This window comes from Sphaerisporangium sp. NBC_01403 (assembly GCF_045040145.1).
GTDB classification, from domain to species: domain Bacteria; phylum Actinomycetota; class Actinomycetes; order Streptosporangiales; family Streptosporangiaceae; genus Sphaerisporangium; species Sphaerisporangium viridialbum.
The window spans coordinates 6,227,136-6,241,791 of record NZ_CP109534.1 but is presented as its reverse complement, the minus strand read 5'-3'; the positions used below and the strand labels follow the sequence as shown (position 1 = coordinate 6,241,791).

At 71.2% G+C, this 14,656-nt stretch carries 16 protein-coding genes; 13 read left to right on the top strand and 3 right to left on the bottom strand.

The annotated features are described in order from the left end of the window. Window positions 1-52 precede the first annotated feature (52 nt). From OG589_RS27795 to murQ, 7 genes are all read left to right on the top strand, one after another. Window positions 53-1,846 (top strand): ABC transporter substrate-binding protein, encoded by a 1,794-nt coding sequence (locus OG589_RS27795; RefSeq protein ID WP_405140727.1) that lies wholly within the window; start codon window positions 53-55, stop codon window positions 1,844-1,846. Then, on the top strand, window positions 1,843-2,880 hold the full coding sequence (locus OG589_RS27790) for an ABC transporter permease (protein ID WP_405140726.1): 1,038 nt from the start codon (window positions 1,843-1,845) through the stop codon (window positions 2,878-2,880). Before OG589_RS27795 ends, OG589_RS27790 begins: the two co-directional genes overlap by 4 nt. After that, on the top strand, window positions 2,877-3,800 hold the full coding sequence (locus tag OG589_RS27785) for an ABC transporter permease (RefSeq protein ID WP_405140725.1): 924 nt from the start codon (window positions 2,877-2,879) through the stop codon (window positions 3,798-3,800). The genes OG589_RS27790 and OG589_RS27785 overlap by 4 nt, the downstream gene beginning before the upstream one ends. 4 nt (window positions 3,801-3,804) lie before the next feature. After that, window positions 3,805-4,860: an ABC transporter ATP-binding protein gene (locus OG589_RS27780; protein ID WP_405140724.1), complete on the top strand. Its 1,056-nt coding sequence runs from the start codon at window positions 3,805-3,807 to the stop codon at window positions 4,858-4,860. Then, window positions 4,857-5,864, top strand: coding sequence for an ABC transporter ATP-binding protein (locus tag OG589_RS27775; protein WP_405140723.1), 1,008 nt, complete (start codon window positions 4,857-4,859; stop codon window positions 5,862-5,864). Before OG589_RS27780 ends, OG589_RS27775 begins: the two co-directional genes overlap by 4 nt. After that, entirely contained in the window at window positions 5,861-6,772 is a 912-nt protein-coding gene (locus tag OG589_RS27770) for a GNAT family N-acetyltransferase (protein WP_405140722.1), read from the top strand. Before OG589_RS27775 ends, OG589_RS27770 begins: the two co-directional genes overlap by 4 nt. Before the next feature lie 83 nt (window positions 6,773-6,855). Beyond that, window positions 6,856-7,770 (top strand): N-acetylmuramic acid 6-phosphate etherase, encoded by a 915-nt coding sequence (gene murQ, locus OG589_RS27765; protein ID WP_405140721.1) that lies wholly within the window; start codon window positions 6,856-6,858, stop codon window positions 7,768-7,770. 128 nt (window positions 7,771-7,898) lie between these two features. Here the strand turns inward: murQ and OG589_RS27760 are convergent, their stop codons facing one another. Further along, window positions 7,899-9,080, bottom strand: coding sequence for an NAD(P)/FAD-dependent oxidoreductase (locus tag OG589_RS27760; RefSeq protein ID WP_405140720.1), 1,182 nt, complete (start codon window positions 9,078-9,080; stop codon window positions 7,899-7,901). A gap of 168 nt (window positions 9,081-9,248) precedes the next feature. On the opposite strand from OG589_RS27760, the gene OG589_RS27755 reads away from it, so the two are divergent. The 6 genes from OG589_RS27755 to OG589_RS27730 all read left to right on the top strand — a co-directional run bounded on the left by OG589_RS27755 (window position 9,249) and on the right by OG589_RS27730 (window position 13,390). Beyond that, window positions 9,249-9,854 (top strand): GNAT family N-acetyltransferase, encoded by a 606-nt coding sequence (locus OG589_RS27755; protein ID WP_405140719.1) that lies wholly within the window; start codon window positions 9,249-9,251, stop codon window positions 9,852-9,854. A 78-nt stretch (window positions 9,855-9,932) separates the two neighbouring features. After that, window positions 9,933-10,295: a DUF488 domain-containing protein gene (locus tag OG589_RS27750; RefSeq protein ID WP_405140718.1), complete on the top strand. Its 363-nt coding sequence runs from the start codon at window positions 9,933-9,935 to the stop codon at window positions 10,293-10,295. A gap of 271 nt (window positions 10,296-10,566) precedes the next feature. After that, window positions 10,567-11,385, top strand: coding sequence for an SGNH/GDSL hydrolase family protein (locus tag OG589_RS27745; RefSeq protein WP_405140717.1), 819 nt, complete (start codon window positions 10,567-10,569; stop codon window positions 11,383-11,385). Between the two features lie 176 nt (window positions 11,386-11,561). Beyond that, window positions 11,562-11,924: a hypothetical protein gene (locus tag OG589_RS27740; protein ID WP_405140716.1), complete on the top strand. Its 363-nt coding sequence runs from the start codon at window positions 11,562-11,564 to the stop codon at window positions 11,922-11,924. A 124-nt stretch (window positions 11,925-12,048) separates the two neighbouring features. Further along, window positions 12,049-12,603: a carboxymuconolactone decarboxylase family protein gene (locus tag OG589_RS27735; protein ID WP_405140715.1), complete on the top strand. Its 555-nt coding sequence runs from the start codon at window positions 12,049-12,051 to the stop codon at window positions 12,601-12,603. A 223-nt stretch (window positions 12,604-12,826) separates the two neighbouring features. After that, window positions 12,827-13,390 (top strand): hemerythrin domain-containing protein, encoded by a 564-nt coding sequence (locus OG589_RS27730; RefSeq protein WP_405140714.1) that lies wholly within the window; start codon window positions 12,827-12,829, stop codon window positions 13,388-13,390. Between the two features lie 48 nt (window positions 13,391-13,438). Here the strand turns inward: OG589_RS27730 and OG589_RS27725 are convergent, their stop codons facing one another. Then, complete coding sequence (locus OG589_RS27725; RefSeq protein WP_405140713.1) at window positions 13,439-14,395, bottom strand: YbgA family protein; 957 nt, start codon at window positions 14,393-14,395, stop codon at window positions 13,439-13,441. Continuing rightward, window positions 14,392-14,547: a hypothetical protein gene (locus OG589_RS27720; RefSeq protein ID WP_405140712.1), complete on the bottom strand. Its 156-nt coding sequence runs from the start codon at window positions 14,545-14,547 to the stop codon at window positions 14,392-14,394. The genes OG589_RS27725 and OG589_RS27720 overlap by 4 nt, the downstream gene beginning before the upstream one ends. Between the last annotated feature and the right edge of the window lie 109 nt (window positions 14,548-14,656).

Here is a 14,656-nt window from a genome sequence, read left to right as displayed (position 1 = left end):
ACCCTGCCCTGGCGCCCGTATGGTCCTGGCAATCGGGGACCTGGAGCACTTCATGAAGCGACTCGCAGCGATCGCGGCCCTGGCGGCGGTCGCCACAGCCACTGCCGCATGCGGCACCACGGAGACCGGCGTCTCCACCGGTTCGGGAGGCATCTACACCACGATCGACGGCGCTAAGCAGATCGACGCGACCGCGCCCATCAACCCGTTCAACCCGCAAGGCAGCACGTTCGTCGGCTACGACGCGATGTCGCTGGCCTGGCCCAAGAACGACCTGATGGACCCGAACCAGTTCTACCCGGGTCTCGCCGCGAGCTGGACCGCCACGCCCGACCAGGGCGAGGTCGTCATCCACCTGCAGCCGGACGCCCGCTGGTCCGACGGCAAGCCCGTCACCAGCGAGGACATCCGCGTGTCCATCGGCCTTGCCTACACGCAGGGCGGCAGCGCGTACACCGTGAACGCGGGGGCGGCCGGCGCGGCGGCGGACATCCAGATCGTGGACGCCAAGACCGTCAAGATCGTCCAGGGGGCGAACCGCAGCAACGCGTTCCTCCGCAACGTGCTGTCCACGGTCGTCGTTCCCGCCCATGTGTACGGCTCGGTGCTGCCCGCCGGCTTCTGGACGACGCTGACGGCAGCCAGGGGCACCGGTCCCGCGGCCGAGAAGGCCAAGACCGAGATCACCGGGCTGTCGCAGCAGGTCATCGCCTTCGCGCCGCGCGAGGACGTCTCCGCGGGCCCGTTCGTGCTGGAGCGGGTCAACCCCGGCGCGGCCCTGCTGAAGAAGAACCCGTACTTCTACGACGCCGCCAAGATCGTGCCCGACAAGGTGAAGGTCCTCAACTACACCGGCAACGAGCAGATCTGGAACTACCTGGTCTCCGGCAAGCTGGACAGCGCCCCCTTCACGGCCGTGCCCGCCGCGGTCATGAAGCGCATCAAGGAGACCCCGGGCAACGACATCCGCAAGGGCTACTCCCCGGTGGCGGCGTCCCTGGCGTTCAACCAGGCGCGCAAGCCGTACGACAACGTGCACGTGCGGCGCGCCCTCGCGTACCTGATCGACAGGAGACAGGTCACGAAGATCGCCTCGCCGGAGGCGGGCACGCCGTCGGTCACCACGACCGGCATCCACGGCAGCTCCGCCAAGGCCTGGCTGGGCGACCAGCTCGGCACCCTCGACCAGTACAAGGTCGACCCCGCCAAGGCGGACCAGGAGCTGAGGGCCGCCGGTATGGTCAAGAAGGGCGGCACGTGGGCGATGCCGGACGGCAAGCCCTGGAAGGTGCAGCTCAACGTGCCCGCGTCGTTCTCCGACTGGGTGGCGGCGGCCAAGTCGATCACCAGCCAGCTCAACGACCACGGCATCGACGCCACCGTGGTCACCTCGGCCGACTACATCCTCTACCTGGACGAGCTGGCCTCGGGCAAGTTCGACATCGGGTTCTGGCTGATGGCCCTCGGGCCCTCGCCGTACAACATCTACCAGCGCCTCTACGGCTCGGCCAACGGCTGGTCGCTGCTCGCCGGGCGGCTCAAGCACTCGCCGCCGGGCAAGGACGGCAACTGGATGGGCGGCCCCGAGAAGATCGACGGGGTGAACCCGGGAGAGCTGACCAACAAGCTCAACCTGGCGTCCCCCGAGGAGCAGAAGAAGATCGTCGGCACGCTGGCCAGGCTGACGAACGAGCAGCTCCCCGTGATCCAGATCTACGACTACGTCAACACCCAGTTCGTCAACACGACCCGCTACACCGGCTGGCCGGAGGCGGGGAGCGAGGCGCTGCGGCTGCCCGCCGGCGTGTGGATGCAACTTGGGATGATCAAGAAAAGTAGCCTATGAAGCTCTTCGCGGTCCGGGGCGGTCCCCGGAAGAACGCGGTACCCCGAAGGCTCGCGGGTCATCTGGTCCGCGGCCTCGTCATGATCTGGGTGGTCACCACGATCAGCTTCGTGATCATCCGCAACATCCCCGGCAACCCGGTGCTCGGGCAGTACGAGACGCTGATCGAGCGGGGGATGTCCCCTGACCAGGCCGAGCGCGCGACGGCGGCGCTCTACGGGTTCCTGCCCACCGGCAGCCTGTGGGAGCAGTACGTCGGCTACATGAAGGCGCTGCTCCACCTCGACCTCGGCCAGTCGCTCAGCACGCCGGGCACCGAGGTCGTCACGCTGATCGCCTCGGCGACGAAGTGGACCGTGCTGCCCGTGCTCGGGGGCACGCTGCTGAGCTTCGTGCTCGGCGTGACTCTCGGGGTCTACGCGGGCATCAAGCGGTCGGGCAAGCTCGGCGACATGCTGTCGATCTCCGGCTCGCTGCTGCACGGCGTGCCGCAGTACGTCATCGGGCTGCTCGTCCTGGCGATCTTCACGACCCTGTGGCCGATCTTCCCCGCCGGAGGCCCGGTCGATGTCGAGTTCGTACCCGGCTTCAACGCCGGCTATCTGGCCTCGCTTATTCACCACGCCACCCTGCCCGTGCTGACGTACGCGCTGGCCAGCTACGGCGGGTGGGTGCTGGCGATGAAGTCCAGCGTGGCGACCGTGCTCGGCGACGACTTCATCCTGGCCGCCGAACTGCGCGGGCTCTCCAGGGGAGTCCTGTTCAGGTACGTGGCGCGCAACGCGATCCTGCCGCTCTTCACGATCCTCGCGCTCTCGCTCGGCATGCTGTTCGGCGGCGCGATCTTCATCGAGCGCATCTTCAACTATCCGGGGCTCGGGCTGCTGCTCGTCAACAGCATCGGCGCCCGCGACTACGCGCTGATGGGCGGCACCTTCCTGGTGACCACGATGGCGATCATCGTTGCCAACATCGCGGCTGACCTGCTGTACGCCGTGATCGACCCCCGCGTGCGGACCGGAGGCACGGCATGACGGCGACGACACTCCTGCCCGGGGGCAGCAGCCAGGGCCCGGGGGGCATGCGCGCGACCCTGCGGCGCAACTTCTGGCGCGGTGTCGGGCGCGTGCTGCGCCGCAAGCCGAGCCGCATCCTGGGCGTCGCCATCGTCGCGCTGTTCGCGATCATGGCCGTCGCCGGGCCGATGCTCTACCCCGCCCACCTCCCGCGCGACGACAACGCGCTCTACGCCGCGCCCAGCCTGGCCCACCCGTTCGGCACGGACTTCGAGGGCACGGACGTGCTCGCGCTGGTCGTCACCGGCTCGCGGTACGTCATCCTCACCGGCCTCGCCACCGCGGTCATCACGGTCGCGCTGGGCACGGCGCTCGGCCTGCTCGCCGGCTTCCACCGGGGGCGCTGGGACACCGTGCTCATGCGGATCACCGACCTGCAGCTCACGATCCCGGGCCTCCCGCTGCTGCTGGTGCTGTCGACCGTGTGGAAGTTCAACAGCCCGCTGGAGATGGGCCTGGTCCTCGGCCTGCTCGGCTGGGGCGGCGTGGCGCGGGCCGTGCGGTCGCAGACCCTGTCGCTGCGCGAGCGCGGCTTCATCGAGGCCGCCAAGGGCCTCGGCCTGTCCACCAGGCACATCGTCGCCCGCGAGCTGCTGCCCAGCATGGCGCCGTACATCGCGATGAACGTGCTCATCGCCGTGACCGGCGCGATCTACGCCCAGGTGGGACTGTTCTTCCTCGGCGTCCTGCCGTTCGACTCCAACAACTGGGGCGTGATGCTGAACCTCGCCGTCTTCGGCGGCGGGGCCCTGACCAGCACGGCCGCGCTGCCGTACCTGCTGGCGCCGCTGCTCGCCATCCTGCTGCTCACGCTGGGCATCGTGCTCATCGTCGACGCGATGGACGAGATCTTCAACCCACGGCTGCGTGAGGAGTAACCAGGTGACCACCACCGCATCTCCCGGCCCCGGCGGCCTGGTCGCGGGGCCCGGCGCGAGCACGGCCCCCGGCGTCCGCGTCCGCGACCTCACGGTCGTCTACAAGACCCCTCTGGGCGAGCTGCCCGCGCTCGGGGGCGTCAGCCTCACGATCGAGCCGGGCACCATCACCGGCATCGTGGGGGAGTCCGGCTCGGGCAAGTCCACGCTGGCGCTCTCGCTGCTGAACGCCGTGCAGTCGCCCGGCCGCGTCAAGAGCGGCAGCGTCGAGATCGACGGTCTCGGAGACGTCCTTGAGCTGGCGGGGAACGAACTGCGCGAGGCACGCGGCCGTCACCTCGGGTACGTCTTCCAGGCCGCGCAGAACTCCCTCAACCCGCTCAAGACGGTCGGCAAGCAGCTGCTCGACCTCGGCCGTTCCCACGGCGTCGAGGACCAGCGCGCGCTCGTACGGGACGCCAAGGAGCTGCTGGAGCGCATGGGCCTGGACGGCGCCCGCGTGCTCGACTCCCACCAGCACGAGCTGTCGGGAGGGATGCGCCAGCGCGTCGGCATCATGCTCGCCCTGGTGCTCAACGCGCAGCTCGTCATCCTGGACGAGCCGACCACGGCGCTCGACATGATCACGCAGGCCACCATCCTGCGCATCGTCCGCGAGGTCCACAAGGAGCGCGGGCTCACCACCCTGCTGGTGACCCACGACATCGGCGTCGCGGCCGAGGTCACCGACCACCTCGCCGTGATGTACGGCGGGCGCGTGGTCGAGCACGGCCCCACCATGGAGGTGCTGGGCTCGCCCAGCCACCCCTACACCAGGGGCCTGATCAGGGCGATCCCGCGCCTGTCCGGCGACACCGCCGAGGCCCGGGCGCTGCCCGGGCGACCCCCCACGCTCGGCACCCTGCCGGCGCGGGGATGCGTCTTCCGGGAGCGCTGCCCGCTGCGCATGGACATCTGCGAGACGGTGGACCCGCGCCCGCTGAACCACGACGCGAGGATCGTCGCGTGCCACGCGGTCGAGCGGCCGGGCTCCACGGCCGGACAGGAGGAGTACGCGTGATCACAGGCACCGGCGTCACCAAGACCTACAAACAGCGCGGCGACGTCCTCGGAGGCCGCGACGTGCGGGCCCTGCGCGGGGTCGACTTCGCCATCGAGAAGGGCGGAGCGGTCTCGTTCATCGGCGAGTCCGGGTGCGGCAAGACCACGCTCGGCCGGATCATCGCCGGGCTGGAGACCTACGACTCCGGCGAGATCGTCATCGACGGCGTCCCGATGTCCTCCCTGCGGCACCGGCGGCGGCAGCCGTACTTCCGCAGGATCCAGCTCATCCACCAGGACCCGTACTCGGCGCTCAACCCGACCCGCACGATCCACCAGACCCTCCAGGCGCCGCTCACGCTGCGCGCGCGCCAGACGGGCCGCTCGAAGGGCTGGGTGGACGACCGCGCGGAGGAGCTGCTCTCCCTGGTGGGCATCGACCCCGGGTACGTGCTCGGCCGGTACCCCCACCAGCTCTCCGGCGGCATGCGCCAGCGCGTCGTCATCGCCCGCGCGCTGACCGTGGACCCCGAGATGCTCGTCGCCGACGAGTCGGTCTCGATGATCGACGTGTCGATGCGGCTGAGCATCCTCGCGCTGCTCAAGGACCTGCGCGAGCGGCTCGGGGTCAGCGTGCTGTTCATCACCCACGACATCGCCACCGCCAGGTACATCGGCGACGAGGGCGAGCTGTACGTGCTCTACCGGGGGCAGGTCGTGGAGCGCGGGCTCACCGAGACCGTCATCTCCGGCCCGACACACCCGTACACACAGTCGCTGCTGTCGGCGATCCCCGTCCTGCACGGGCTGGAGCAGCCCGGGCCGGAGCGGGTGGTGCCCACCGAGGCGCTGGACGAGCGTCACGCGGACGGGGGATGCCTGTTCGCCCGCAGGTGCCCGTTCCGCACCGAGCGCTGCGAGAAGGAGCTGCCCTCGCTGGTGCCGGGCGCGGACGCGTCCCACGAGCACGCGTGCTTCCACCCGCAGCGCCGGAGCGTGATCCCGGTGGAGGCGGTCGCGTGAGCGGCGGCGCTCCCGATGAGCGCACGGGCATCCGCCCGGCCGTCCCCGCCGAGCTGCCCGCGATCGGCGAGCTGGCGCGCGCCGCGCTGACGCTGGACGCCCCGGAGGCGCCGGAGATCGTCTCACGGCTGTCGAACCCGCCCGAGGGCCGTGACGCGGCGGCCCTGGTGACGCCCGGCCTCGACGGGGTCGTGTTCGTCTCGTCCTCCGCCACCGAGGGCGTCGGGCATGTCGACCTGCTGGCCGTCCACCCGTCCGCGCAGGGCAGGGGGACGGGCCGGGCGCTGGTGGCCGCGGCCGAGAGGTGGCTGCGGGAGCGGGGAGCCCGCGAGGCGCGCCTCGCCGGGAACCCTCCCTGCTACGCCTGGCCGGGCATCGACGTCCGCTACACCCCGGCGGTCTGCCTGGCCGAGAGCCTCGGCTACGAGAGGTACCGCACCGCCTGGAACATGACCGCCGACCTCACCGGGTACCTGCCCGGCGACCGTACGGACGCCGGCGCGGGGGACGACCTCGCCCGGCTGGCCTCGGCCGGGGTCGCCCTGCACTCGGCGCCCCCCGGCGCGCGCTCCGAGGTGATCGCGTTCGTCCGCGAGCACTGGAACGACGCGTGGGCCTGGGAGGTCGCCCAGGCCGCCGGGTGCCACTACGCCACCCGGCAGGGCGAGATCCTGGGCTTCGCCGCCTGGGGAGCCAGGCCGAGGTGGTTCGGCCCGATGGGCACCGCCGAGGCCGCCCGGGGGCTCGGGGTCGGCGGCGTCCTCCTGCGGCGGTGCCTCGAAGAGCAGGCGGCGGCGGGCCAGCGCAGCACGCAGATCGGCTGGGTGGGGCCGGTGCGCTTCTACGCCAAGGCCGTGGGCGCCCGCGTGGAGCGGGTCTTCTGGCTCTACCGCCGCTCCCTCGCCTGACGCGCCTCCGGCCGAGCACGCGCCTGCGGCCGGGCAGCCGGCCCCGGCGAACCACTTGTCAACGCCCTGGAATACGAGGAGTCATGGCCCAACCACTTGCGCTGTCCACGACGGAACAGAGCGACCCCCGCTACCGCCAGATCGACAGGCTGCCGACCGACGAGATCGCCCGCCTCATGAACGCGGCGGACTCCACCGTCCCCGCCGCGGTGGCGAGGGCGATCCCGCGGATCTCCGCCGCGATCGACGACATCGCCGCGCGCATGCAGGACGGCGGGCGGCTGCTCTACGTGGGAGCGGGCACGTCCGGGCGGCTGGCCGTGCTGGACGCCTCGGAGTGCCCGCCGACCTTCGGCACCGACCCCGAGGTGGTGCGCGGCATCATCGCGGGCGGGGTGCCGGCGCTGACCCGGTCTGTCGAGGGCGCCGAGGACGACGCGGAGGCCGGCGCCGCCGCCATCCGCGAGCAGGGCGCGGGACCGCTGGACTCCGTGGTGGGGATCTCCGCCAGCGGCCGGGCGCCGTTCGTGGTGGCCGCGGTCAAGGAGGCCCGCAGGCTGGGCGCCCTCACGGTGGGGCTCTCCTGCAACGCGGGGGTGCCGCTCTCGCGGGCCGCCCACCACGCTGTCGAGGTGATCGTCGGGCCCGAGGTGGTGACCGGCTCGACGCGGCTGAAGGCCGGCACGGCGCAGAAGCTGGTGCTCAACATGATCTCGACGATCTCGATGGTCAAGTGCGGCCGGACCTTCGGGAACTACATGGTCGAGGTCTCCGCGAGCAACACCAAGCTCGTGGACCGGGCCGCCCGCATCGTGGGCGACATCACCGGTGCGGACCTCTCCGCCGCCCGCCGCGCCCTGGAGGCCGCGGGACACCAGGTCAAGACCGCTGTCGTGATGATCGAGCGCCGGCTCGACCCGGACGAGGCGCGCCTGCTGCTCGCGGCCTACGGCGACCGGCTCGAAAGCGCGCTCGAAGCCGGCCGCCAGGACCTGTGAGGCGCGGCTGGTAGACCTCGTGAGGCGCGGCCCGTGAGGCGCGGCCGTTAGGCCTCGTGAGGCGCGTCACGCGCTTGTGAGGCACTTAACCGGGCTTGTGAGACCTCTCGCGGAGCTTGTGAAACCCTTCACGCGCGACGCGCTCCGAGGAGGGCGGCCGGTATGGCGAGGCGGCGGCTCATCCGGTAGGTGACGGGCGGGCTGCCGCTCACCAGCTCCTTGTAGACGGTGGCCGGCCTGCCGGCCAGCCACAGCCGGCGCGGGGTGTCGTCGGCGTGGGTGAACTGGATCACGGCGTCCCCCCGTCCCAGGCTGACCGGCTGGTGGATGTAGCCGAAGCGGAACGGCCTCGGCTCCCTGCCCCGCAGCGTCCGCGCGATCGAGTCGGCGGCGTGGGCCGCGCTGGGGATGCCGCTCTGGCAGGTGCCGTGCAGGACGCCGAAGTCCTGGCGGATCGCGGCGCTGTCGCCGACCGCGTAGACCGAGGGGTGCGAGACCGACCGCAGGGCGGCGTCGACCACGACCCGGCCGCGCCCGTCCACGGTGAGGCCGGAGTCCGCCGCCAGCGGCGAGGCCTCGAACCCGGTGGTCCACAGGCACGCGTCGGCCTGGACCGGCTCGCCCCCGGCGAGCTCCACGGCGTCCGGCAGCACCTTGACGATCTCCGCACCGGTGCGGGTCTCGACGCCCAGGCGCGCGAGGGCCCGGTCGAGGTGGGCGCGGGCCCGCTCGCCCATCATGCTGCCGGGCCGGTCGCGGCCGACGAGCACGACCCGCAGTCCGGGGAACGACTCGGCGATCTCCGTCGCGGCCTCGACGCCGGTCAGGCCGTTGCCGCACACCGCCACGGTGCCTCCGGTGGGGGCGAGCTCCCTCAGCCGCTCCGCGAGCCGTACGGCCGCACCGGGGGTGTCGAGCGTGTGGGCGTGGTCCGCGACGCCGGGCACCTCACCCGTGACGGTCACGCTCCCGATGGCGTACACGAGCGTGTCGTAGCCGAGCACGCGCTCGCCCTCGGTCGCGCTCACGGTGACCCGCCGCAGCGCGGGGTCGATGCGGGTGGCCCGGCCCTGGACGAACTCGATGCCGGTGCCGCCGACCATCTCGGGGATCCGGTGGTCGGCGAGCCGCGTGCCCGCCGCGATCTGGTGCATCCGCAGCCGCTCGGTGAACCGCGGCGAGGGGTTCACCAGGACGACGTGCCCGCCGTGGCGGCGGGTGCGCCGCGCAGCGCGGATCGCGGCCATCATGCCGGTGTAGCCCGCGCCGAGTACCACGATGCGGTGCGGAGCGGTGCTCATGTCCTTCATGCCGTCCTCCTCTGTCGGCGCCCTCTTCAGTGGGGCGTGCGACCACGAGGACGGCTCCGGTCCCCGGCGCCGTGACATCCGGGAGCCGTGATGTGGGTCACAGGGCGGCCGGTTGCTCACAGCCCCCGCCTGGAGCGGTGTGGTTGTGAGCATGGATAATTCACATCCATGTCTCCCCGCATCGATCTGGTGTGGCCCACCGAGGCCGACGAAGCCCTGCGCGAAGAGGTCCAGCGCGTCATGCACGCCGTCGTCGAGCTGGGCGGCGCGGTCGGCTACCTGAGACCGCCCGGCCGGGACGAGACCGACCCCTTCCTGGACGGCGTCCTCGCCGACGTCCGTATCGGCCGCGCGGCCCTGGCGCTGGCACGGGTGGACGGCGTGGTCAAGGCGACGGGGCTGTGGAGGCGGGTGCCGGGACCGGTCTTCGAGCACTCGGCCGAGCTCGGAAAGATCATGGCGCATCCCTCGGCGCGAGGGCTGCGGCTAGGCCGGCTGGTCGTCGCCGCCCTCGTCGAGGACGCCCGTGCCGCCGGCGTCGAGACGCTGACCCTCGGCGTGCGTGGCAACAACCACGGCGCGATCGAGCTCTACGAGGAGCTCGGCTTCCGCGAGTGGGGCCGGCTTCCCAACGTCATCGAGGTGGGCCACGAGCGCTTCGACGAGGTCCACATGTACCTGGAGCTGGGCAGGGACCCGAAGATCGTGCTGAGGGGGTCGGCCCAGGGCGGCCCGGGCTCCTCGCCGCGGCGGTCCCGGGGGCCCGTGGCCTGAAGATCTCGGGGTCAGGCCCGCTGAACTGGGCATACTTTCGGTGACCACGGGATGACGCACGACGGACGGGGGAGCGACATGTCACCTCTCGCATCGGTGCGCCGCGTTTATGACGCTCCCTCTCCCGGCGATGGCACGCGCGTGCTCGTCGACCGCCTGTGGCCGCGCGGCCTGGCCAAGGAGGACGCGCACGTGGACGAGTGGCTCAAGGACGTCGCGCCGTCCAACGAGCTGCGCACCTGGTACGGCCACGACCCCGCCAGGTTCCAGGAGTTCCGGAGCCGGTACCTCGCCGAGCTGGAGGCCCCCGCGCGGCGGTCGGCCCTGGACCGGCTGCGCGGGCTGCTCGAAGCCGGGCCGGTGACCCTGCTCACCGCCACCAAGGACGTCGAGCACAGCAACGCCGCCATCCTGGCCGAGCTGCTGCGCCAGTCGATCTGAGCGCCCGTTTTGCCCGGATGGCTCCGGTCTCTCGTGAAGTGTGCCGGGCTACGGCCGCGAAAGTGGGCCGGGATCGCCGGCAAAGCCTGAGGGCGGACCCGCGAGGGGAGTAGCTTCTCTCAGCGTGTCTTCAGGGCGTACTCACCAGGCACTCAGCGGCGTGCGGCACCATAGAATCATGCGTTCTCTACCTATGGGCGACATAAGTCCTCATAACCGGCATTCCGGGCGGCTCTTCGGGGCCGTGCGCCGGACGCGGTTCAGGGTGGGCGTGACGCTGCTGTTCATGGTGGCCACCCTCGGCGTCACGCTCGACGCCGTCTCCGCGGCGGGCGCGCCGGCCCGCGATCCCGTGTCGATCGCCACCCCGCCCGCGGGTCCAGGCTCGGAAAGGGCCCTACCGGCTCCGCCGGGGGCGGTGGGCATGGTCGTGGGGCTGGGCGACTCGGTGCCGGCCGGTTCCGCGTGCGACTGCGACACCTACGTCTCGCTGATAGGCCAGACCCTGGCGGCGAGGCAGGGAACTCCGGTCGTCAGCAAGAACCTCGCCGCCGCCGGGCTCACCACCCAGGGCCTGCTGGACCAGCTCGCGGACGACGCGGCCGAGGAGACCGTGGTGGAGGCCGACGTGACGATCATCACGATCGGCGCGAACGACTTCGACAGCGCCACCGTCGAGGACGACGCCTGCGGCCCGGGCGCGGACCTGGCCTGCTACAAGGAGGATCTGGCGCGGCTGCGGGCCAACATGGACGCGATCCTGAGGAAGGTCCGCGCGCTGGAGAAGCGCGACGGAAGCCGGATCATCGTGACCGGCTACTGGAACGTCTTCATGGACGGCGCCGTCGGGCGCGCCCAGGGCCCGGCGTACGTCACCACCAGCGACAGGCTCACGCTGGCCGTGAACGAGACCCTCGCGGCCTCGGCCGCCGCGGCGGGCGCGCGGTACGTCGACCTCTACGCGCCGTTCAAGGGCCACGACGGGACGCTGGACGACACGAGGCTGCTGGCGGACGACGGCGACCACCCCGACGCCACCGGGCACCGGCTCATCGCGGGCACGGTGCTCTCCGCCCTGTACGACGTCTGAGACCTAACCCCCGTTAGGTGCAAATTGGTCTTTCGCTGGAATTAACGTGACGCCGGGTTAAGCGGGCCGAAAGCCGTTTTCTCCCTGCTGGGAGCATACGGTCGTGATGGAACAAATGTCCCCCGGCGGCCGAGTCGTGAGATGTTGCGAGTTATCGTGGAGCCCAGGGGGAGAGCATGATGAAGCGAATATTCGCCGCGACCTTGCTGCTCGTGGTCATGGCGGCGGGATTCCTCGTCACCGGGGGCACGGCTCAGGCGGCGTCGAGGATATCGGTGAGCAGGGCGCAGTACAGGATCCTGTTCCACCAGTGCCGGTACGCCAACACCAAGAAGCTGCGCAACCAGTGCAGGCTGGCGGTGAGCAGGCGCTACCGCATCGGCAGGTGGAATCCATACCTCGACTGCCGCACCTATTCCGGCATCACCGTGTGCGGCAAGCTGAAGCTGAGCCGTGCGGAGCGCCGCTGCGTCACCCTTTCGGTGCGGGCGGGCCTGACGCGCCGCCGTGCCGAGGTGGAGTGCTACGCGTTCGCCTAGTAAATCGGGATATTTCCGGTGAAACGGTCGCCGGAGAGGCCTCGTCCCCGGCGTGGAGGAGCGGTCTCAAGGGAGATCGCGACGCGCTGTTGACATGGTCATTTCGTAAGCCAAAATCGGGATCATGCCCCATATCTCGCTCAACAATGACGCGCCCGGCATTGTCGGCCCCATGCTCTATCGCCCCGAGACGGCCGCCCCCCTCAACGACCTGACCGACCTGCTCCTGCGCGGGCCCAGCACGCTTTCCCGGGGCGAGCGCGAGCTGATCGCCGCGTACGTCTCCCGGCTCAACGACTGCGACTTCTGCGGCTCGATCCACGGGGCGGTCGCGGCCGAGCAACTCCCCGGCGGGATGGAGCAGGTCACGGGTGCCTGCGCCAGTCCGGAGACCGCCGACGTGTCGCCGAAGGTGCGCAAGCTGCTCGTCATCGCGGCGCAGGTGCGGGAGAGCGGCCGGGCCGTCACCGCCGAGGCCGTCGCCGCGGCGCGCGAGGTGGGCGCCACCGATCTGGAGATCCACGACACCGTGCTCATCGCCGCCGCGTTCTGCATGTTCAACCGCTACGTCGACGGCCTGGCGACCCTCGCGCCGCCGGACCCGGGGGCCTACCAGCCCATGGCCAAGCAGATCGTCGCCGAGGGGTACTCCGGCGTGATCCACGCCTTCGGCGGCTAGGCCTTCGGCGGCTAGGCCTTCGGCGGCTAGGCCTTCGGCGGCTAGGCCTTCGGCGGCCGGCCGAATGCGCGGAACCCCTGGAAACAGGGGCATCGTCTCTCTCCGCTTCTCTCACGGGCAGGACCGACCGGGGGTGAGCCGCAGGTCACCATGTTTCCCACCGATTTCACCGGGTAACGCCGTGCGCACTTGGGCCGCTCACGCCGAGGAGGAGACAGTCCCCATGATGGAGCACGACGGCGACGTCATCACCGTGCTGACCACCGATCACCGTGAGGTGGAGCAGATGTTCGCCGAGCTGGAGATGTCGCGTGGTGACGACGAACGCCGCAGGCGGCTGACGGAGAAGGTCATCATCGAGCTCGTCAGGCACTCGGTCGCGGAGGAGGCCTATCTCTACCCGGCGACGCGCAGGCTCATCCCCGGAGGCGACGAGCTGGCCGACCGTGAGATCGCCGAGCACGCGGAGGCCGAGCGCCTGATGAAGGAGCTGGAGCGCACCGACCCCGGCGACCCCGCCTTCGACCACCTGCTGGACAGGTTCATGGCCACCGTGCGCGAGCACGTGCGGGAGGAGGAGAGCCGGCTGTTCCCCGAGCTGGTCAAGTACGCCGGCGCGGAGGAGCTGCACGCGATCGGCAAGAAGATCCGGGCCATCAAGAAGATCGCTCCCACGCGGCCGCACCCCGCCGTGCCGGACAATCCGTTGGCCGGCAAGCTCCTCGCCCCCGGCACGGGCCTGGTCGACCGGATCCGCGACCTGGTCACCGGGCGGGGTAAGGACTGAGGCGAGGCCGGTTCCGGCGGTGCCGCCACGGCCGCCGCCGGAACCGGGTCAGGCAGGGACGTGGTTGCGCAGGCGCAGCTCGTCCGGGTAGGGGAAGAAGTACGTCTGGTCCCGCAGGTACGTGGCTCCCGCGCCCCTGATGTGGTGGCGCAGCAGGGCCAGCGGCACGCTGAGGGGCACGTGGCGGGCCTGGTACGACTGGATCACCTCGACGAGGTCGGCGCGGCGCGCCGGGTCCAGGTGGTCGCTGATCATGCCGAGGCAGTGCTGCAGCACGTTGACGTTGCGGCCGATCGTCCCCCTGACGGCGAGAGCCGTACGGAAGGCGTGGCCGTAGCCGGCGGCGAGCCGGTCCCTCTGGCACGTGCCCGCCTCGGCGACGAGCCGTCCGATCCGGCGGTAGGCGCCGGGGTCGTGGGCGAGGATCTGCATCTTGTGCCGGGAGTGGAAGGCCACCAGGTCGCGGGGCCGCCAGTCGCCCTCGAAGAGCGCCCTCAGGCGGGCGTGGGCGAAGATCCGCTCGACGAACGCCTCGCGCAGCACCTCATCGTGCAGCCGCCCCTCGTCCTCCACCGGCAGCAGCGGGTGGGCGTTCATGATCCCGTCCGCGTACAGGCCCCGGTCGCGCCGGTCCGCGGACGCCTCGCCGGTGTGGACGGGGACGCCGTGGATCCCGCAGCTCGGGCTCTTGGCCTTGAAGACGTAGCCGTCCACGCGCAGCACCGCCGCGCGTTCCGTCGCCAGGGCCTTCATCGGCGCGGTCAGGTCCCTGCGGGTCCTGCGGGTCACCAGGCGCGGCCCGTCCGGGGAGCGTTCGAGGCGGAGCGTCTCGCGCGGGGTGCCGAGGCCGAGGTCCATCTCCGGGCACATCGGCACCCAGTCCACGTGGTCCGACAGCGCGTCGGAGAGGAACCTGTCACGGCTGTGACCGCCGTTGAACCGCACCGCCGCGCCGAGCAGGCAGCTCGACACCGCCACCCGCGGCCGTACGCGCTCGCCGCTCATCCGGCAGCCACGTCCAGCAGCTCCAGCAGCGAGGACAGGCGGTGCAGGCCGCGTGTCGTGCGCGCCTTGATGGTGCCGAGGGGCGCCTGGAGACGCTCCGCGATCTCCGCCTTGCGGGCATCCAGGGCGCGCAGCGCTGCCATTGCTGGCATTTCTTCCCTGATGGGATCCATGTCTTGTTCTTCGTTGCCCCGGCCCGGCATGGATGCGTCCACGGGGGAGCGAGCCACCTGTGCATCCGGAAGCCCCGCCACCGCCGAA